This window comes from Sphingobium naphthae, from assembly GCF_043589935.1.
GTDB classification, from domain to species: Bacteria; Pseudomonadota; Alphaproteobacteria; order Sphingomonadales; family Sphingomonadaceae; genus Sphingobium; species Sphingobium naphthae_A.
The window spans coordinates 1,152,250-1,170,574 of the sequence record NZ_CP171454.1; the positions used below are offsets into that span (position 1 = coordinate 1,152,250).

22 protein-coding genes and 1 pseudogene are annotated in these 18,325 nt (G+C 66.2%); 12 read left to right on the plus strand and 11 right to left on the minus strand.

Annotation, left to right across the window (positions count from 1 at the left end):
• Positions 1–17: 17 nt before the first annotated feature.
• The 4 genes from blaSGM to ACGGKE_RS05650 are packed head-to-tail and all read right to left on the minus strand — an operon-like array spanning position 18 to position 3,537.
• Entirely contained in the window at positions 18–983 is a 966-nt protein-coding gene (blaSGM, locus tag ACGGKE_RS05635) for an SGM family class A beta-lactamase (RefSeq protein ID WP_394440807.1), read from the minus strand.
• An 8-nt stretch (positions 984–991) separates the two neighbouring features.
• Positions 992–1,327, minus strand: a complete 336-nt coding sequence (locus ACGGKE_RS05640) for a 2Fe-2S iron-sulfur cluster-binding protein (protein ID WP_394440810.1) — start codon at positions 1,325–1,327, stop codon at positions 992–994.
• A gap of 15 nt (positions 1,328–1,342) precedes the next feature.
• The gene (locus ACGGKE_RS05645) at positions 1,343–2,434 is read right to left on the minus strand and encodes a cysteine desulfurase family protein (RefSeq protein ID WP_394440812.1); all 1,092 of its coding nucleotides are present in this window, start codon (positions 2,432–2,434) and stop codon (positions 1,343–1,345) included.
• The gene (locus tag ACGGKE_RS05650; RefSeq protein WP_394441761.1) at positions 2,431–3,537 is read right to left on the minus strand and encodes a cysteine desulfurase family protein; all 1,107 of its coding nucleotides are present in this window, start codon (positions 3,535–3,537) and stop codon (positions 2,431–2,433) included. The genes ACGGKE_RS05645 and ACGGKE_RS05650 overlap by 4 nt, the downstream gene beginning before the upstream one ends.
• Before the next feature lie 151 nt (positions 3,538–3,688).
• Here ACGGKE_RS05650 and ACGGKE_RS05655 point away from each other — a divergent pair, with 151 nt between their 5' ends.
• Positions 3,689–4,345: an alpha/beta hydrolase gene (locus tag ACGGKE_RS05655; RefSeq protein ID WP_394440814.1), complete on the plus strand. Its 657-nt coding sequence runs from the start codon at positions 3,689–3,691 to the stop codon at positions 4,343–4,345.
• A gap of 94 nt (positions 4,346–4,439) precedes the next feature.
• Here the strand turns inward: ACGGKE_RS05655 and ACGGKE_RS05660 are convergent, their stop codons facing one another.
• From ACGGKE_RS05660 to ACGGKE_RS05675, 4 genes are all read right to left on the minus strand, one after another.
• Positions 4,440–4,988, minus strand: a complete 549-nt coding sequence (locus ACGGKE_RS05660) for a hypothetical protein (RefSeq protein WP_394440816.1) — start codon at positions 4,986–4,988, stop codon at positions 4,440–4,442.
• 171 nt (positions 4,989–5,159) lie between these two features.
• Entirely contained in the window at positions 5,160–5,540 is a 381-nt protein-coding gene (locus ACGGKE_RS05665) for an STAS/SEC14 domain-containing protein (protein WP_394440818.1), read from the minus strand.
• Between the two features lie 52 nt (positions 5,541–5,592).
• A complete protein-coding gene (locus ACGGKE_RS05670) occupies positions 5,593–5,847 on the minus strand; it encodes a hypothetical protein (RefSeq protein WP_394440820.1) in 255 nt (84 codons plus the stop codon).
• 88 nt (positions 5,848–5,935) lie between these two features.
• Positions 5,936–6,145 carry a hypothetical protein gene (locus ACGGKE_RS05675; RefSeq protein WP_317515837.1) on the minus strand — a complete coding sequence of 70 codons (210 nt, stop codon included), beginning with the start codon at positions 6,143–6,145 and terminating at the stop codon, positions 5,936–5,938.
• A gap of 164 nt (positions 6,146–6,309) precedes the next feature.
• On the opposite strand from ACGGKE_RS05675, the gene ACGGKE_RS05680 reads away from it, so the two are divergent.
• From ACGGKE_RS05680 to ACGGKE_RS05690, 3 genes are all read left to right on the plus strand, one after another.
• Positions 6,310–7,419: a sensor histidine kinase gene (locus ACGGKE_RS05680; RefSeq protein ID WP_394440823.1), complete on the plus strand. Its 1,110-nt coding sequence runs from the start codon at positions 6,310–6,312 to the stop codon at positions 7,417–7,419.
• A gap of 7 nt (positions 7,420–7,426) precedes the next feature.
• Positions 7,427–8,170 carry a LytR/AlgR family response regulator transcription factor gene (locus tag ACGGKE_RS05685; RefSeq protein WP_394440826.1) on the plus strand — a complete coding sequence of 248 codons (744 nt, stop codon included), beginning with the start codon at positions 7,427–7,429 and terminating at the stop codon, positions 8,168–8,170.
• A gap of 66 nt (positions 8,171–8,236) precedes the next feature.
• A complete protein-coding gene (locus ACGGKE_RS05690; protein ID WP_394440828.1) occupies positions 8,237–9,373 on the plus strand; it encodes an HPP family protein in 1,137 nt (378 codons plus the stop codon).
• Here the strand turns inward: ACGGKE_RS05690 and ACGGKE_RS05695 are convergent.
• On the minus strand, positions 9,327–9,518 hold the full coding sequence (locus tag ACGGKE_RS05695) for a hypothetical protein (protein WP_394440830.1): 192 nt from the start codon (positions 9,516–9,518) through the stop codon (positions 9,327–9,329). The two genes, ACGGKE_RS05690 and ACGGKE_RS05695, sit on opposite strands and share 47 nt — an antisense overlap.
• A 102-nt stretch (positions 9,519–9,620) precedes the next feature.
• Between ACGGKE_RS05695 and rpiB the strand changes: the two genes are divergently transcribed.
• The 4 genes and pseudogenes from rpiB to ACGGKE_RS05715 all read left to right on the plus strand — a co-directional run.
• A complete protein-coding gene (gene rpiB, locus ACGGKE_RS05700) occupies positions 9,621–10,058 on the plus strand; it encodes a ribose 5-phosphate isomerase B (protein ID WP_394440832.1) in 438 nt (145 codons plus the stop codon).
• 13 nt (positions 10,059–10,071) lie between these two features.
• Positions 10,072–11,391, plus strand: coding sequence for a serine hydroxymethyltransferase (gene glyA / locus ACGGKE_RS05705; protein WP_394440834.1), 1,320 nt, complete (start codon positions 10,072–10,074; stop codon positions 11,389–11,391).
• Between the two features lie 6 nt (positions 11,392–11,397).
• Complete coding sequence (nrdR, locus tag ACGGKE_RS05710; RefSeq protein ID WP_228166983.1) at positions 11,398–11,859, plus strand: transcriptional regulator NrdR; 462 nt, start codon at positions 11,398–11,400, stop codon at positions 11,857–11,859.
• Between the two features lie 163 nt (positions 11,860–12,022).
• Positions 12,023–12,733: pseudogene (locus ACGGKE_RS05715) on the plus strand (RNA methyltransferase); the annotation flags it as partial.
• 6 nt (positions 12,734–12,739) lie between these two features.
• Here the strand turns inward: ACGGKE_RS05715 and ACGGKE_RS05720 are convergent.
• Positions 12,740–13,501: a competence/damage-inducible protein A gene (locus tag ACGGKE_RS05720; RefSeq protein WP_394440837.1), complete on the minus strand. Its 762-nt coding sequence runs from the start codon at positions 13,499–13,501 to the stop codon at positions 12,740–12,742.
• Between the two features lie 79 nt (positions 13,502–13,580).
• Here ACGGKE_RS05720 and map point away from each other — a divergent pair, with 79 nt between their 5' ends.
• From map to ACGGKE_RS05740, 4 genes are all read left to right on the plus strand, one after another.
• Positions 13,581–14,408 (plus strand): type I methionyl aminopeptidase, encoded by an 828-nt coding sequence (gene map, locus ACGGKE_RS05725; protein WP_317515847.1) that lies wholly within the window; start codon positions 13,581–13,583, stop codon positions 14,406–14,408.
• A gap of 238 nt (positions 14,409–14,646) precedes the next feature.
• Positions 14,647–14,985 (plus strand): P-II family nitrogen regulator, encoded by a 339-nt coding sequence (locus tag ACGGKE_RS05730; protein ID WP_066697646.1) that lies wholly within the window; start codon positions 14,647–14,649, stop codon positions 14,983–14,985.
• Positions 14,986–15,069: 84 nt separating this feature from the next.
• Positions 15,070–16,482 (plus strand): type I glutamate--ammonia ligase, encoded by a 1,413-nt coding sequence (gene glnA, locus ACGGKE_RS05735; protein WP_394440840.1) that lies wholly within the window; start codon positions 15,070–15,072, stop codon positions 16,480–16,482.
• 103 nt (positions 16,483–16,585) lie between these two features.
• Positions 16,586–17,635 (plus strand): NAD(P)H-dependent flavin oxidoreductase, encoded by a 1,050-nt coding sequence (locus ACGGKE_RS05740; RefSeq protein WP_394440842.1) that lies wholly within the window; start codon positions 16,586–16,588, stop codon positions 17,633–17,635.
• Here the strand turns inward: ACGGKE_RS05740 and ACGGKE_RS05745 are convergent.
• Positions 17,632–18,279, minus strand: coding sequence for a histidine phosphotransferase family protein (locus tag ACGGKE_RS05745; RefSeq protein ID WP_228166989.1), 648 nt, complete (start codon positions 18,277–18,279; stop codon positions 17,632–17,634). The genes ACGGKE_RS05740 and ACGGKE_RS05745 overlap by 4 nt on opposite strands.
• Positions 18,280–18,325: the final 46 nt, after the last annotated feature.

Genomic DNA, 18,325 nt, shown 5'->3' on the forward strand with positions numbered 1-18,325 from the left:
GAGTGCGGGTCGCGCCGTTACTCCAAGCCGCTCTTCTGCGCCTGGCCAACGAAGCTGAGGGCGGCGCGCGCGGTTTCCGCTATGGCGGCTTCGGCCTTCTTGGCGTCGACGGTCGGGCGGTCGAGATAAATGGCGAGGATATATTCCTCGCCCTTGGGGGATTTGACCAGCGCGACGTCATTATAGGCATTGCCGCAGCTGCCGGTCTTGCTGCCCGACGTCCAGCCTTCGGGCAAGCCCGCCTTGATCCGCTTGTCGCCGGTGCTGCTGGCGTTGAACCAGGCGCGCAGGCGATCGGCGCTGTCAGGCTTCAGGTCCTGGAAGAAGAGCCGCGCCATCAGCCCGGCCATGGCGGCGGGCGTGGTCGTGTCGCGCGGATCGCCTTCCGCATTCTCGTTGAGCGCGGGTTCGTTGCGGTCGAGCCGCGTGACCGCGTCGCCATGGACGCGGATGAAGGCGGTCAGCCCTTCCGGGCCGCCCAGCATCGGCAGCAGCAGGTTGGCGGCACTGTTGTCGCTGACCTCGACCGCCGCGCGCGCCAGTTCCTCCATGGTCATGCGGCCGCGCTTCAGATTCTTCTTCACCACCGGCGCATAGTCGAGCACATCCTCCTTGCCGAAGGGGATGGTGCCTTCAAGGCCGAACTTGCCGCCATCCGCGCCCGTCAGCACGGCGGCCGCCAGCGGCGCCTTGAAGGTCGAGCACATGGCGAACCGCTCGTCCCGGTTGAACCCCAGCAGCAGCGCGCCGCGCCGGTCGACGAGCGCAACGCCCAGCCGTCCGCCGGTCTCTTCCTCTATCTCCTTGGGATTGCGCACCTGTTCCAGCGCCGATTGCGGCACGAGATAGCGGGGCGCAGCCGGCATCAGCGTGTCGAGATTGCCCGTCGGCACCGCATCCTTCGCCGGCGTCGTCTGCCGATCGGCAGCAAGCGAGGGGGCGGCAAGCAGCGCCAGCGCGGCAAGGGCGGTCGGCATCTTCATGATCGGCATCACATTCCCTGCATATTGTTAAATTCGTCGGGGATGCGGACGGTCAGGCTGTCCATCCCCGCGTCGAGCACGATCTGGCAGGACAGGCGGCTGGTGCGAGTGGCGGCCGCCGCCAGATCCAGCATATCCTCCTCATCCTCGCTCGCACGCGGCAGTTTGGCGAAGTCCCCGGCATCGACGATGACATGGCAGGTGGAGCAGGCCATCTGCCCCTCGCAGGTTCCTTCGAGCGGCTGGCCCGCGCCTTGCGCGACATCCAGCAAGACCGCTCCTGCAGGGGCATCGACTTCCTGCCGCCGCTCTCCGTCAGCGCTGATGAAGGTGACCCGGGTCATGGACGTGACGCTCCCTTATCGCGGCGCCGCTTGTGCGGCTGCCGCCTCATTCAACGCCTTTGCAGCCCTCTCCAGTTCGTCCGGCGTCGTGTAGCGGCCAAAGCCGATGCGCACCGATCCCCGCGCCTGACGCTCCGTCAGCCCCAGCGCACGCAGCACATGGCTAGGCCGGCCGGACCCGCTTGCGCAAGCGCTGCCGAGCGAAAAAGCGATATTGCGGCAATAAGACAACAGCTGCGCGCCATCGATTCCCTCCTGCCGCAGGTTGAGATTGCCCGGATAGCGCGCCGTGGCGCTGCCGTTCAACGTCCAGCCTGAAAAGAGGGTCTGGGCAAGCGCAGCCAGGCTTTCGACATGGATGCGGTCCGCCTCCGCCCGGTCGCGCATCAGCCGCGCGGCAACACCGAAGCCGGCGCACAGGGCCGGCGACAGGGTTCCGGACCGAACGCCCCCTTCCTGCCCGCCGCCATGCAACAGCGGCGCAGGCCGGACACTCTCGCGCAGCCACAGCGCGCCGATGCCCTTGGGCCCGTGGATTTTGTGCGCGCTGATCGCAATGATGTCGCACGCATCGGGAATGGCGACCCGGCCATAGCCTTGCACGGCGTCGCACAGGAAGAGCGCGCCGGCCTGATGCGCCAGATCGGCCAGCATCGCTACGGGCTGGATCACGCCGATCTCATTATTGACCAGCATCGCCGCGACCAGTGCCACGCCCGGCCGGATCGCGGCGCGGGCGGCGTCCAGATCGACGATCCCGTCCGGGCCGACCGGCAGGATCGTGACGCGCCGCTCCTGCCGCCGCATCGCCTCCACCGTATCGAGCACGGCGGCATGTTCGGTCGCGATGGTGACGATGTCGCCCGTCGGCGCGCCCTGGATCGCGATGTTGAGCGCTTCGGTCGCACCGGACGTGAAGACCAGCCTGCCGTCGGGCGGCAGCAGCCCGGTGATTTCTTCGCGCGCGACCTCGACCTGCGCGGCGGCGGCGCGACCGGCGCGATGCGCGCTGTGCGGATTGGCGAACTGGTCGCGCAGCAGCGGCGCCATCGCATCGAAGACTTCGGGCGCGAGCGGCGTCGTCGCCTGATAGTCGAGATAGATCATCGCCGCGCCCGCCCCGCCATGTCGGCCCAGGCCGCCAGGAAACGGTCGACGTCCGCCATGGCTGTGCCGGGACCGAAGCTGACGCGCACCACTTCAGCGGCGGCCGCCTCGTCCCAGCCCATCGCACCCAGCACATGGCTGGTCTTGAGCGAGCCCGAGGAACAGGCGCTGCCCGCCGATACCGATAGGCCCTGAAGATCGAACTGGATCAACTGGGCGCGGGCGGGAACGCCCGGCATGCGGTAGCTGGCGATCGTGGGGACGCGCGGCGCGTCGCGCGCGACAATCGCGCCGCCCGCCGCCTCGATCCCCGCGTCGAGATGCGCACGCAGCGTCGCGGCCTGCTGCAGCCAGTCGTTTCGCGCCTCCAGTGCCGCCGCCATGGCGAGGATGGCGGGCAGATTTTCGGTGCCGGCGCGGTAGCCCTGTTCCTGTCCGCCGCTGGGCGCGATCAGGCCGAGGTCCCGGATCAGCAGGGCGCCGACGCCCGGCGGGCCGCCGAACTTGTGCGCGCTGATAGCGATCATGTCCGCGTCCGGCAGGGGCAGCTTGCCTGCGCTCTGGGCGCAATCGGCGAACAGGATCGCGCCTTCGCGGTCGACCTGGTCGAGAGGCTGGATGACGCCCGTCTCGTTGTTGACATGCTGAATGGCCATCAACGAACGCTCGCCATCAGGCTGACAAGGGCTGGCAGCGCCCTGTTGCTGCTGCGGGGAGGAAGAAGCAGGGCCGCCGCGTTCGCCGGGACGACCCTGGAGGATGAGGCCGTTGGCGTCCACCTTCAGCCGCTCCGCTCCCTCCGTCACGCGCAGCACGGCGTCATGCTCCACCGGCGACGTGACGATCCGCGCCGCCTTGGCGCGCTTCAGCGCGATGGCGATCGCCTCGCTAGCCCCAGAGGTGAAGATGACATGGCCGTTCCAGCCAAGCGCGTCGGCGATGCGCGCGCGCGCATCCTCCAGCGCCGCGCGGGCGGCGCGACCATCGGCATGGGGGCTGGACGGATTGGCCCAGCTGTCCAGCGCGGCGACCATGACGGCGCGCGCCTGCGGCAGCATCGGGGTAGTCGCGGCATGATCGAGATAAAGGCGGTCGGCGGCCAAGCGGGCGTTACTCATTGATTGCGGAAATGGCGGCGCCTTCTATATAGGCGGTCTGCCGCGCCGCGCCAGCAAAGCTTGGCGCGCGCCGACCCTATCCCCAGCCGCCCGGATCCGTGTGAGGAATGGGCGACCCAGAACGATAACAGGTGCCATGCCCGACGTCATTTTCCCCGGACCCGAAGGCCGCCTCGAAGGCCGCTTCAGCCCGCCGCCGCGCCCGCGCGCCCCGGTCGCGATGATCCTGCACCCCCACCCGCAGGGCGGCGGCACGATGAACGACCGCATCACCCAGGCGCTCTACAAGACGTTCGTGAAGCGGGGCTTCGCCACGCTGCGCTTCAACTTCCGCGGCGTCGGCCGCAGCCAGGGCACGTTCGACAATGGCATTGGCGAACTGTCCGACGCGGCAGCCGCGCTCGACTGGGTGCAGAGTTTCCATCCCGAAGCGCAGACGACCTGGATCGCGGGCTTTTCCTTCGGCGCCTGGATCGGCATGCAACTGCTGATGCGGCGACCGGAAATCCGGGGCTTCATTTCGGTCGCGCCGCCGGCGAACATGTATGACTTCTCCTTCCTCGCACCCTGCCCGTCGAGCGGCATCATCGTGCAGGGGATGGCGGACGAAGTGGTGACGGCCAGCGCGGTGCAGAAACTGGTCGACAAGCTGCGCACGCAAAAGGGCATCACCATTCATCATGACGAGATTCGCGGCGCAAATCACTTTTTCGAGCATGAACTCGATCAGCTGATGAAGTCGGTCGACAATTATCTCGACATGCGCCTGTCGCCGGATTCGCCGATCCGCTGATTGGGAGCCTCACGCAGCAAAAAGGGCGCGGCGGCCATCGGCCATCGCGCCCTTTTGCTGTCCGGCCCTCCCCCCGGAAGCGCCGGCCTGCGAGTCAATTGGCCTTGCTCATGTCCACCTTTTCCACCCATTCGGGGTAGAAGGTCGGCTCGCGATTGGACCACCCCGCGGCGGTCGCGGCGGCTTCGCTGATCGACTGGAGCAGCGCGCGGCGCTTTTCGGGATGAAGATGCGGCAAGCTGGCGGCGGCGCAAAAGGCGCCGGGCAGCCAGGGGCGCGATCCGGCGCCCAGCAGCCGCTCATAGAGGAAGCGATAGGCCGAAAAGCTGCCGAGCCGGTCCTGCCCCAGGTCGAAGGCCGACAGGGTCACCAACGGCGCCATGAAGGGCTCCACCTGCTCCAGCCCGCTATCGTCCGGCACGCGCGTTTTGATTTCGTCCAGCCGCCCGTAGATGCGGGCCTGCGCCCGGATCGACGCTTCCTCCACCATGTCGCGCGACCACAGCTTCATCGCGTCGCGGCGATGCAGCCCGATGTCGAGCGATCTGCGGATATAGCGTTGCGTCGCAGACGGGAAGCTCGCGAATTCGCGCAGTTCCGCCAAGGTGACGGCCCCGTCCGCTGGTCTTGCACTCGTGCCCATGCTCATGCCCTCCGACGTCAAGTCGTACGACAGAGAATGCGCCCGCCATGGTTACCGAAGGCTTAAGCGCCCATTCTGTCGTCGTTCACAAGGAATCAGATTTGGTTGTGCAGCGCAACATGAAAATCCCGACTTTGCGACAGAAGGATGACAGCGCGTTAGATCGCCTAATCAGGCAAGGATCGACGCGTCATGCGTGAGCCAGGCGAAGGCGGTGTCGGCGCGATCGAAAATCTGCAGATAGGACTGAGTCATCTCCCGCTTCACCTGCAACCGCGCGATTGCGCTGGCAGTGACGACGGCAATGCGGCGCGCGCGGGGAAAGCCGTCGAAATGCGTGCGGAACATGGCGATCGCGTCCTGCGGCTGCACCGCGCTCTGGCTCATGTCCATGCGCAGCAGATAGCCTGGACGAAATCCCTGGCGGGCGAACTCGACCTTGCATTCTCGCGCGTACGGGCCAACGTCCCCGGCCGCGAAATGACGATGCCAGGCGACATCCATCAAGCGCAGGTCATGGCGGAAGACGATGCTGTAATGGACATGGGACATGAAGCGGATCTCCGGTCCGCAGGTCCCTGCCCGACAGAGGTTAGAAAATGCCTTACGCGGTCGGTCGCGAGGCCAGCACGGCGCCGATCATGTTGCGCCATACCGCCACGTCGCCCGCTTCCGCCATCTGCGCATCGGGTTCGCGCAGCGTGTGGAGGATGGCATAAGCGTCCTCCACATGGTCGCGCCATGCCGCGTCCACGGCGCTGGACGCATGAGGGTCCTGCCCTTCGCCGTTCAGGCTGAGATGCCGCCCGGCCAGAACCCGGGCAATCCGCTCGACAGCGGGGGTACAGGATGTCGGCATGAAATTGTCCCTCCTCTCAGCAAGTTTGCCCGCGGTTGATGATGCCGCCAGCTTTGGGCGAGCATAGCATCATCGGCCGCGACCCCCGTCAATCCTCTTCGCGATAGCCCGACGAAGGTACCGGATCGCCATTGTCGCCGGAGCGCGCGGTCGATGGCGGATCGGAAGCGTCCATCGAGTCCTTGAGGCCCTCCTCCAGCTTCTCGTCGGTGCTGACCACATGATCCTGATGATCGGTTTCGCGTTCGTCTCCGGCTTCCTCGCGGCTGTTGGGGCGAATGTCGCACTTGTCGCTCATGTCACTCTCCTTCCACGCGCCTGCGCGGCGCGTCTTCAAGGCGATAAACGATGCGGTCCCGAGCGCGGTTCCGCTGTTGATCGTTCGACCAACAAGCATTGCCCTTCGACCAGCTACAAGGGGCACAGGGCGACAAGCGCGCCGGATCGGCGTAGACCCGTTGCATGACACTGTTCCCCGACGATGGCGATCGCGGCGTTTCGCCCGCAATCGCGCTCTATTCCATATTGGGTTTCTGGCTTTTCTATACCGTGCTGGTCAGCTTGCGCGCCGCCGTCGTGGGGTTCGATTCCCAGGTGGAGATGGCCGCGCGCCGCATGGTGGTGGCGGTGATCGGGATCATCATCACCTGGATACTCTATCTGGTGTTGCGACGTTTCGACCAGCGACCGCTGGCGCTACGCGTGGTGGCGGCCTTCTCGCTCGCCGCGCCCTTCGCGCTCGCGATGGCGGCGACCAACTATTATATGTTCAACGTCTATGATCCCACGATGTTCGCCGATGCCGAAATGCAGAAGAAGGCGGCGGAGGAGCATTATGCGCTGATCAGCATCGTCGAGGATGCGATAAGCCGCTTCTTCTTCCTGTCCGCCTGGGCGGGGCTGTATCTCGCCCTTTCCTATGCCAGCGAAGCGCGCCGGGTCGAGCGCCGCGCGGCGCGGCTGGAACAGGCGGCGCAGCAGGCGGAATTGCGATCGCTGCGCTATCAGGTGAACCCGCATTTCCTGTTCAACACGCTCAATTCGCTTTCCTCGCTGGTGATGAAGGACCGGCGGGACGAGGCGGAGCAGATGATCATGTCGCTCAGCAATTTCTACCGCACCAGCCTGACGGGCGACCCGCTTGAGGATGTGCCGCTGGCAGAAGAGGTGCATCTCCAGAAACTCTATCTCGACATCGAAGCGGTACGCTTTCCCGACCGGTTGAAGACGGTGATCGACATTCCGCCCGCCCTGCTCAACGCCTGCGTGCCGGGGCTCATCCTGCAGCCGGTGGTCGAAAATGCGATCAAATATGGCGTGTCGCGGACATCGCAGCCGGTGGAGATTCGCATCACCGCGCGCGAGGATGGCGACCTGATGCATATCAACGTGACCGATGATGGACCCAACCCGCCGGGCCAGGGCGACGGCGGCAGCGGCATCGGCCTTGCCAAAGTCCGCGATCGGCTGACGGCGCGCTTTGGCGATCGCGGGCGGATCGTCTATGGTCCGCGCGATGCGGGCGGCTTCGCTGTGCTGCTGACCCTTCCCATCATCCGCCGGGGCTGTTGATACCGCCATGTCAATCCGCACGATGATCGTCGATGACGAGCCGCTCGCGATCGAGCGGCTGCAGATGCTGTGCGCGCGGGAGCCGCGGATCGCGCTGGTCGGCACCGCCAGCGATGGCGAAGCGGCTCTGCGCCTGATTGAGGGGCTGAAGCCCGATCTCGTGATGCTCGACATCGCCATGCCGCTGCTCGACGGCATCGGCGTCGCCCGCGCGGTGGGGCGCCTGGGCATGCGCCCCGCCGTGATCTTCGTGACCGCGTTTGAGGGTTTCGCGGTCGAGGCGTTCGACCTGGCGGCGGTCGACTATATGCTGAAGCCCGTCGCGCATGATCGCCTGGCCCGCGCCATCGACCGGGTGGAAGCGGCGCTGCGCAATCGCCTGCCCGACAGCGCGGCCAAGCCCGAGGCGCCATCGCCCGAATGGGCCGAGGAATTCTGGGTGCCACACCGGTCGGAACTGATCCGCATCGCCGCCGACCAGATCGACCGGATCGAAGCGGAGCGCGACTATATGCGGCTGCATGTCGGGCAGCACAGCTATTTGCTGCACCAGACGATCAGCTCGCTGGAGGAGCGGCTCGACCCGCAGCAGTTCGTCCGCCTGCACCGATCGCACATCGTACGCCGCGATCATATCGCGCGTTTGCGCCACGACGGCAGCGGCGTCTGGTTCGCCGCGCTTGGCGATGGTGGCGAAATCCGCATCGGCCGCACCTTCCTCGCCAATGCGCGGGCGATGACGGGGCGATAGCGGGGCTTGCAGGGCGCAAGCATTTTACCGCTTGGCCGAACCACCGCACATCTCTAGCGAAGCGCCATGGCCGACGATCCGCAGAAACATGGCCGGCTGGTTTGGAGCCGCTATTACAGCGCCTTCGTGCCGGCCGGTCCCGCAGGCCCCGGCCTGTTCGATCGACTAAAGGCGGCGAGCGGCGCGATCGGTGGCATCGCCATCACGGGCCTTCTGTGCGGCCTGATGTGGGGCAATGGCCTGGCCCATCCTCTGCTGGTGGCGCCGATGGGCGCTTCGGCCGTCCTTCTGTTCGCCGTGCCCGCGAGCCCGCTGGCGCAGCCCTGGCCAGTGCTGGGCGGCAATGTGATTTCGGCCGTCATCGGCATCGCCGTGGCGAAGGCGATCGCTGATCCCACGCTTGCGGCGGCGCTGGCCGTCGGCGCAGCGATTGCGGTGATGTCGCTGCTGCGCTGCCTGCATCCGCCGGGCGGCGCCGTGGCGCTCTCGGCGGCGCTGGGCGTCAAGAGCGTTGCGGCCAGCTATATGTTCGCCCTGGTCCCGGTCGGCATCAACACGCTGCTGCTCCTGATCGTGGCGATGCTCTTTCATCGCCTTGCGGGCCACAGCTATCCCCATGTGGCCCCTGCCACATCGCAGCGTCATGGAACGGATGATCCCCCGCCCCTGTTGCGCGCCGGGCCATCGGAACAGGACGTGGCCGATGCGCTGCGAGGCTTTGGCGACATGCTGGACGTGGACGAGGCCGACCTGCGTCAGCTGATCGTGGATGCAGAGCTACGGGCCGCAGAGCGGCTGCATGGGGCGGCCAGCTGCGCCGACATCATGTCGCAGGATGTCCTGCATGTCGGGGCGCAGCATTCCGTCGCCGAAGTGCGCGCGCTGATGCGGGCGCGGGAACTGCTGTCAGTGCCGGTGCTGGATCGCGACTGCCGGGTACAAGGAATTATCGACGCGATTGACCTGACACGGGACGGCGGGTGCGCTGGCGACATGGCACGCCGGCCGCTGCTGGTTCACGCCGACACGCCGGTATCTCGGTTGATCGGACCGCTGAGCAGCGGCGCCCATCGCGCCGCCATCGTCGTGGATGATGCGCAACATTTGCTGGGTCTCGTCACGCAGACGGACCTGCTGGCGTCGCTGGCGCTGCGAGTCAGCGCTGCCCCGACACTGGCGCGTCCGGTCCCGGCATCGCCGTGATCGCCACATTGGCGAACATGACGAGCCCGGCGACAATCATCAGCGCGCCGCGCTTGCGATCGCGGGTGCGCAGGATCGCGTAGACACCGCCGCCCGTCAGCAGCACGCCGGCGAGCATCAGGATGGAAAGAAGGGTGCCGGCCATGGCCATGCCATAGGCGGCAAGCTGGACTGTGGCAATTGCCGCCCTCTCCTCCTATGAGGCGCGCAGACACGAATCACCTGTCGGTGAAGGGACGTTTCACCCATGAAGATCGCCATCGCTTCCGATCATGCCGCCGTCGAATTGAAGGCGGAGCTTGCGCAGTGGCTGCGCGGGGAAGGCCATGAGGTCGAGGATCTGGGGCCGGCGAACGCCGACCGGGTCGATTATCCCGATTATGGTTACAAGCTCGCGACAGCGGTCGCATCGGGCGCCGCCGAACGCGGCATCGCGCTGTGCGGTTCGGGCATCGGCATCTCGATCGCGGTCAACCGCAATCCGGCCTGCCGCTGCGCACTGGTCGGCGAGCCGCTGTCGGCAGCCCTGTCGCGCGAGCATAATGACGCCAATGTCCTGGCCCTGGGCGCGCGCCTGACCGGGGTGGACATGGCCAAGGCCTGCGTCACCGCTTTCCTCACCACTGACTTCGGCGGTGGCCGCCATGCCGGCCGCGTCGACAAACTGTCCCAGCCCGCGCTCTGAAAGGATCCCGAAGATGAGCACCGACACCTTGAACCCGCCTGCCCTGTCGGACATCCGTTCGGACGGCTATTTCACGCGCAGCCTTGCCGACGCCGATCCGGCCGTGTTCGGGGGCGTGCAGCAGGAACTGAAGCGCGAGCAGAACCAGATCGAGCTGATCGCGTCGGAAAATATCGTGTCCAAAGCCGTGCTGGAGGCGCAGGGCTCGGTCTTCACAAACAAATATGCCGAAGGCTATCCGGGCAAGCGCTATTATCAGGGCTGCGCCCCGTCCGACGTGGTGGAGCAACTCGCCATCGACCGCGCGAAGCAGCTATTCGGCTGCAACTTCGTCAACGTCCAGCCCCATTCGGGCGCGCAGGCCAATGGCGGCGTGATGCTGGCGCTGGTCAAGCCCGGCGAGACGATCATGGGGCTCAGCCTCGACGCCGGCGGTCACCTGACCCATGGCTCCAAGCCCAGCATGTCGGGCAAGTGGTTCAACGCCGTGCAATATGGCGTGCGCGAGGATACGCACCTCATCGACTATGACGATGTCGAGCGGCAGGCGATCGAATGCCAGCCCAAGCTGATCATCGCCGGCGGCAGCGCCTATCCGCGCCAGATCGACTTCGCCCGCTTCCGCGCGATCGCGGACAAGGTCGGCGCTTTGTTCATGGTCGACATGGCGCATTTCGCGGGTCTGGTCGCGGGCGGCGCGCACCCCTCCCCCTTCGGCCACGCCCATGTCGTGACCACCACCACGCACAAGACGCTGCGCGGGCCGCGCGGCGGCATGATCATGACCGATGACGAGGCGCTGGCGAAGAAGATCAATTCGGCGATTTTCCCCGGCCTGCAGGGCGGGCCGCTGATGCATGTCATCGCCGCCAAGGCGGTCGCCTTCGGCGAAGCGCTGCAGCCCGAGTTCAAGACCTATGCCGCCGCGATCGTCGCCAATGCCAAGGCGCTGGCGGGCCGGCTGGAGCAGCGCGGCCTGGCCGTCATTTCCGGCGGCACCGACACGCATCTGGCGCTGATCGACCTGCGCCCCTATGGCATTTCGGGCAAGGATGCCGACGAGGCGCTGGAGCGCAGCTTCATCACCTGCAACAAGAATGGCGTGCCCGGCGACCCGCTGCCGCCGACCAAGACCAGCGGCATCCGCGTGGGTTCGCCGGCCGGCACGACGCGCGGCTTTGGCGTGGCCGAGTTCGAGGCGATCGGCGACATGATCGCCGATGTGCTGGAAGGGCTGCGCGACAAGGGTGAAGCCGGCGACGCAGCCATCGAAGCCAATGTCCGTGACCGCGTGGGGGCGCTGTGCGCCCGCTTCCCCATCTACGAAGGATAAGCCCGCTTGCGCTGCCCTTTCTGCACCCATGAGGACAGCCAGGTGAAGGACAGCCGGCCGACGGAGGATGGCGCCGCCATCCGCCGCCGCCGCCAGTGCGAAGCCTGCGGGGCGCGATTCACCACCTTCGAACGCATCCAGCTGCGCGACATCTGGGTGGTGAAGAGCGAGGGGCGCAAGGAAGCGTTCGACCGGGACAAGCTGGCGCGATCGGTCGGCATCGCCTGCCGCAAGCGGCCGATCGACCCCAGCCGGCTGGAAAAACTGATTTCCGGCATCCAGCGCCAGCTCGAAACCAGCGGCGACGGCGAAGTGCCCGCCCGTGCGATCGGGGAAATGGTGATGGAGGGGCTCAAGCGCCTGGACAGCGTCGCCTATATACGCTTCGCCAGCGTCTACAAGGACTTCACCGACGCCCGCGACTTCGAGGAATTCGCCGGCACAGTGAAGGAAGTCGGGCGGGAATGAGGGGCGTTCTAGGCACATCCACCCCGTTCGGCCGGAGCGAAGTCGAAAGCCAGGACCGAGTTCGCGCACTTCGTCTTCGCTCAGTGAAGCCCTTCGACTTCGCTCAGAGCGAACGGACATGGGAGGTGCTCCAGAGATAATGCCTATGAACACCTCAATTACCCTCCCCCCCGTCATCGTCCTGGTCCGCCCGCAACTGGGCGAGAATATCGGGAAGGCAGCGCGGGCCATGTTGAATTTCGGATTGACCGAGATGCGGCTGGTGAGCCCGCGCGACGGCTGGCCCAATCCGGACGCAGGCCCGGCAGCCGCGGGGGCCGATGTCGTGCTGGACGACGCGCAGGTTTTCGAGACGCTGGCCGATGCCGTTGCGGACTGCGCCCATGTCTATGCGACCACCGTGCGCAAGCGCGGCGTCACCAAGCCGGTCGTGACGCCCGAAGAGGCCGCGCGCGAGGTGCATGGCGCTTCGGGTCGCAGCGCATTCGTTTTCGGACCCGAAAGGTCGGGGCTGGAGACGGACGATGTGGCGCTCGCCCGCAAGATCCTGACCGTGCCGATCAACCCGGAATTCGGATCGCTCAACCTGGCGCAGGCGGTGATCCTGTGCGCCTATGAATGGTCGAAACAGGCGGCGCTGGAACAGCCGACCGTCACCGACCTGGGCGAACCCGCGCCGCAGGACGAACTGGAAGGGATGATCGGCCAGCTGGAAACGCTGCTGGAGGGGGCGGGCTATTTCTTTCCGCCCGATCGCGCGCCCGCGACCAAGCGGACGCTGCGCAACCTGCTGACCAAGCCGGGCTGGAACCATCTGGAGGTGCGGACGCTGCGCGGAGTCCTGTCCGCGCTCGGCAATCCCCGCCCGCGCTGAGCGGCTTCAGATGCCGCCGGGATGAACCGGCCAGCCGCCCTGCTCCAAAGCCGCCGTCAGCGATGCCATGCAGGCGTCAAGCCGATCCTGATCGGTCGAGCGCACGACGAAATTGGCGCCGGTGCGGCCTTCGCGGAAGAAGGGATAGCTGCCGATCTGGCAGCCTTCATGCGCGCGCTCGGTCGCGCCCAGCAGGTCGGCGACTTCGCTTTCGGCGACCCAGCAGCCGATCGTGGCGGACAGGAGCGGCCTGCCCCCTTCCAGAGCGCCGGTGAGGCTTTCCAGCATTCCCGCCGTAATCGACGGGACGCCCGCCATGATGAAGATATTGCCGTGGCGGATGCCCGGCGCGCCCGACATGCGGTTTTCGATCAGGCTCGCGCCGGCGGGCACCCGCGCCATGCGCAGCCGCGCCTCCGTCAGGCCGCCGCGCGACTCGTAATAGGCAGCGAGCACGGCCCGCGCGCTTTCGTGGATCTCCACCGGCACGCCCAGCGCCGCCGCAATCGCGTCGACGGTGATGTCGTCATGGGTGGGGCCGATGCCGCCGGTGGTGAACAGATAGTCGTTGCGCGCACGCAGGGCGTTCACCGCCTCGACGATGGCGTCCTGATCGTCCGCCACCACGCGCACCTCGCGCAACCGGATACCCTGCACATTCAGCCAGGTCGCGATCTGCGCGACATTCCTGTCCTGCGTCCGGCCCGAGAGAATTTCGTCGCCGATCACGATCAGCGCGGCGGTCCAGGTGCGAGTGGGATCAGGCATGCCGCGGTCATAGCCGCCGCCGCGCAGCCTGCCTAGCCGCCCCCTCGCATTATGCGGTCCAAGCGCCTATAACCAGCCCATGACCGAATATATGACGATGACGGCCGATGCGCCGATTTCCCGATCGACCGCGATCAAGCTGCATGATGAATCGGGCTTTGCCGGCATGCGCAAGGCGGGACGGCTCGCGGCCGAGATACTCGATGCGCTGGTCCCCCATGTCGTGCCCGGCGTGACTACGGGCGAACTGGACGACATCGTCCGCCGCATGACGCTGGAGGGCGGCGGCGTGCCCGCGACGCTTGGCTATCGGGGCTATACCCATAGCTGCTGCATCAGCCTGAACAATGTGATCTGCCACGGCATTCCCGGCGACACGAAGATCAAGGATGGCGACATCCTCAATATCGACGTGACGCCGCAGGTGGATGGCTGGCACGGCGATACCAGCCGCATGTATATTGCGGGCGACGCGTCGATCAAGGCGCGGCGGCTGGTCGACATCACCTATGAATGCCTGATGCTGGGCATCGAGCAGGCGAAGCCGGGCAATCATCTGGGCGACATCGGCCACGCCATTCAGCGCCATGCCGAAAAGCATCGCTATGGCGTGGTCCGCGATTTCTGCGGCCATGGCCTCGGCCGCGTCTTCCACGACAGTCCGGAGGTCGTGCATATCGGCCGGCCCGGCACCGGTCCGGAGCTGCGCCCCGGCATGTTCTTCACTATCGAGCCGATGATCAACATCGGCAAGCCGGACGTGCGGATGCTGGACGATGGCTGGACCGCGGTCACTCGCGACCGCAGCCTGTCGGCGCAGTTCGAACATAGCATCGGCATTACCGAGACGGGCTGCGAGATCTTCACCAAGAGCCCGGCCGGCCTTGACAGTCCGCCTTATAGCTGATGCGCGCGCTGCCCAATTATTGGGCAGCGCGACAGGAAATTGCCCGGAATCCGGGCAATATGGACAAAGATTGCTGCATCGCCGAAAGCAGTCCTAGCGATTCGCCATTTGGCACGGTAATTGATTGCCAAGAGGGACGGACATCAGCCCTGCGGGGGCAGGAGGATCGTCGCTTGAGGAGAGGCATGAGGGCGACGCCCGCATGTCGGGCGAGCGTCATGGGTTGGGACTGATTACGATGAAGAAGATCGAGGCGATCATCAAGCCGTTCAAGCTGGACGAGGTCAAGGAAGCGCTGCACGAAGTCGGCGTTTCGGGCATCACCGTCACGGAAGCGAAGGGCTTTGGCCGGCAGAAGGGCCATACCGAACTCTATCGCGGCGCGGAATATGTGGTGGATTTCCTGCCCAAGGTGAAGCTGGAGGTCGTCGTCGACGATTCGCTCGCCGACCGCGTCGTCGAAGCCATCTCCGCCGCCGCGCAGACCGGCCGCATTGGCGACGGCAAGATCTTCATTTCGAACATCGAGGGCGCGGTGCGCATCCGCACCGGCGAGCGCGACAGCGACGCGATCTGATCATGCGGCCGGGCCCGCGGGCGCCGGCCGGCCAGGCATCAACGACCCCTTCGGGGGGGTTTTCTGAAAGAAGGGCAAGTTCATATGGCCAACACGCCGAAAGACATCCTGAAGATGATCGAGGACAAGGAGATCGAATGGGTCGATCTTCGCTTCACCGATCCGAAGGGCAAGTGGCAGCACCTGACCATGGTGTCTTCGGTGCTGGGCGAGGATGAACTGACCGACGGCCTGATGTTCGACGGCTCCTCGATCGAGGGCTGGAAGGCGATCAACGAGTCGGACATGATCCTGAAGCCCGACCTCGAAGCCGCCTATGTCGATCCGTTCAGCGCCACGCCGATGCTGATCCTCTTCTGCGACATCGTCGAGCCGGACACGGGCGAACTCTACGCCCGCGACCCCCGCTCGACCGCCAAGCGCGCGGAAGCCTTCGTCAAGTCGGCTGGCTTCGGCGATACCGTCTATGTCGGTCCGGAAGCCGAATTCTTCATGTTCGACGATGTCCGCTTCAATTCGGACTATAGCGAATCCTTCTACAAGATCGACGACATTGAACTGCCGACCAACAGCGGCAAGGAATATGAAGGCGGCAATCTGGGCCACCGTCCGCGCGCCAAGGGCGGCTATTTCCCCGTCGCTCCGGTCGATCCATGCACCGACATCCGCGCCGAAATGGTCACCACCATGCTGGAAATGGGCTTGCCCTGCGACAAGCATCACCATGAAGTCGCCGCTGCGCAGCACGAACTGGGCCTGACCTTCGGCACGCTGGTGCAGACCGCCGACCGCATGCAGATCTACAAGTATGTCGTGCAGATGGTCGCGCAGGCCTATGGCAAGACCGCGACCTTCATGCCCAAGCCGATCGCGCAGGACAATGGCAGCGGCATGCACACCCACATGTCGATCTGGGAAGGCGGCAAGCCGCTCTTCGCCGGCGACGGCTATGCCGGCCTGTCTGACACCTGCCTTTACTTCATCGGCGGCGTCATCAAGCACGCCAAGGCGCTCAACGCTTTCACCAACCCGACCACCAACAGCTACAAGCGGCTGGTGCCCGGCTTCGAAGCGCCGGTGCTGCTCGCCTATTCGGCGCGCAACCGCTCGGCCTCCTGCCGCATCCCCTATGGCGCGGGCGCCAAGGCGAAGCGCGTGGAGTTCCGTTTCCCCGACGCGATGGCCAACCCCTATCTCTGCTACGCCGCGCTGCTGATGGCGGGCCTGGACGGCATCGAGAACAAGATTCATCCGGGCGCCGCGATGGACAAGAATCTCTACGACCTGCCGCCCGAGGAACTGAGCCAGGTGCCGACCGTCTGCGGTTCGCTGCGCGAAGCGCTGACCAGCCTGGAAGCCGACTACGAGTTCCTGCTGAAGGGCGACGTCTTCACCAAGGACCAGATCGAGGCCTATATCGAGCTCAAGTGGCCCGAAGTCTATCGCTGGGAAATGGCCCCGTCGCCGGTCGAATTCGACATGTATTACAGCGCCTGACCCCTTTCCCAGGCGTTGTGAACAGAGGCCCGGCCGCGCAAGCGGTCGGGCCTTTCTTTTTGCCATGGTTGCGCGGTGCCCGACTCGATGCCACATCCGCGGCATGACCGCGCTCGCTCCGCTTGGCCTGTCCGTTCCTATCATCCAGGCGCCGATGGCGGGCGTATCCACGCCCGCCATGGCGGCGGCCGTCAGCAATGCCGGCGCGCTCGGCTCGATTGCGCTGGGCGCCGCCGACGCGGAAGCGGCCCGGGAAATGATCGCCGCCGTGCGCCAGCGCACGGACCGGCCATTCAACGTCAACCTGTTCGTCCATCGGCCAGCGAGGCGCCGAGCAGAGGTCGAGGCGCAATGGCGCGCGGCGATGGCACCGCTCTTCGCCCGATTTGGCGCAGCCCCGCCCGCGACGCTCCGCGAAATCTATCGCAGCTTTGCGGAGGATGAGGCGATGCTCCGCCTGCTGGTGGAAACGCGACCCGCGGTGGTCAGCTTCCATTTCGGGCTGCCCGACCACAGGCGCATTGCCGCCCTGAAGGCTGCGGGCTGCATCCTTCTCGCCAGCGTCACGAGCCTTGCCGAAGCACAGGCGGCGCGCGCAGCCGGAGTCGATCTGCTGGTTGCGCAGGGCTATGAAGCGGGCGGCCATCGCGGCATGTTCGATCCCGATGCGCCCGACGACCAACTGGGCATCTTCGCCCTTACCCGGCTGCTGGTGGCGCGATCGGGCCTGCCGGTTATCGCGGCGGGCGGCATCATGGATGGTCGCGGCGTGCGGGCTGCGCTGGATCTGGGAGCGATCGCCGCGCAGATGGGCACGGCCTTCATTGGTTGCCCGGAAAGCAGCGCCGACGCCGCCTATCGCGACGCGCTGTTCGGCCCGGCGGCGGCGCATACCGCGATGACGCGCGTCATTTCCGGCCGACCCGCCCGGTGCCTGCGCAATGACTTCATCGCCTGGGGCGAGGACATCCAGCTAACGCCGCCTGACTATCCGATCGCCTATGACGCCGGCAAGGCGCTGAACCAGGCGGCGAAGGCGCATGGCGACGGCGGCTATGGAGCGCAATGGGCCGGACAGGGCGCGCCGCTCGCGCGAGCGCTGCCAGCGGCCGAACTGGTCGCGCGGATTGCCGCCGAAATGGCAGCGCCTTAACCCGGGATCACTGCCCCGAATAGCAAGGTCGGCTCGCCTGCAGGGGACAGGACGATCTGGCCGCCCGCTTCCATCACTAGCTGGCGCACCATCCATGCCGCGGCCGTGCGCGAGGCCAGGCCCTCGATCGGCAGCGTGCCGGCCAGCGCGGCGCGCAGGTCGGGATCGAGCACCAGCTTGGGCCCTTCGGCCCGCACCACGATTTCAGTGACGCCCGGCCGGCTTTCCGCGCCGATGTCGAGCTGTCCGCCGCGCACCAGCGCGTCGCCGGCGATCAGCGCCAGGTTCAGCAGGATCTTCGCCGCCAGCTTGCCCAGCATTTGTTCATCGACCATCCAGCCGACCTTGACCCGGCCGGATCCCGCGAACATCCCCTCGATCGCGACCTTCGCTTCGTGCGGCGGCACCGCTTCGCCAAAGCCGCCGGCCGACCCGAAGGCGAGGCGGAAGAATTTGAGCTTGTTGGCCGATGTCCGCGCGCTGTCGCCCAGCAAATCCAGGCAGCGCTCGCGCATCGCCGGGTCGGTCTCGTCCGCCATCAGCTCCAGCCCGTTGTTGAGCGCGCCCACCGGGCTCAGCAGGTCGTGGCACAGGCGCGAGCAGAGAAGGCTGGCAAATTCAATGCTGTCGGTCGGGTTGGTCATGCGGATGTCGGATCGCCAATCAAAACGGGGGATATGCGGCTAATGC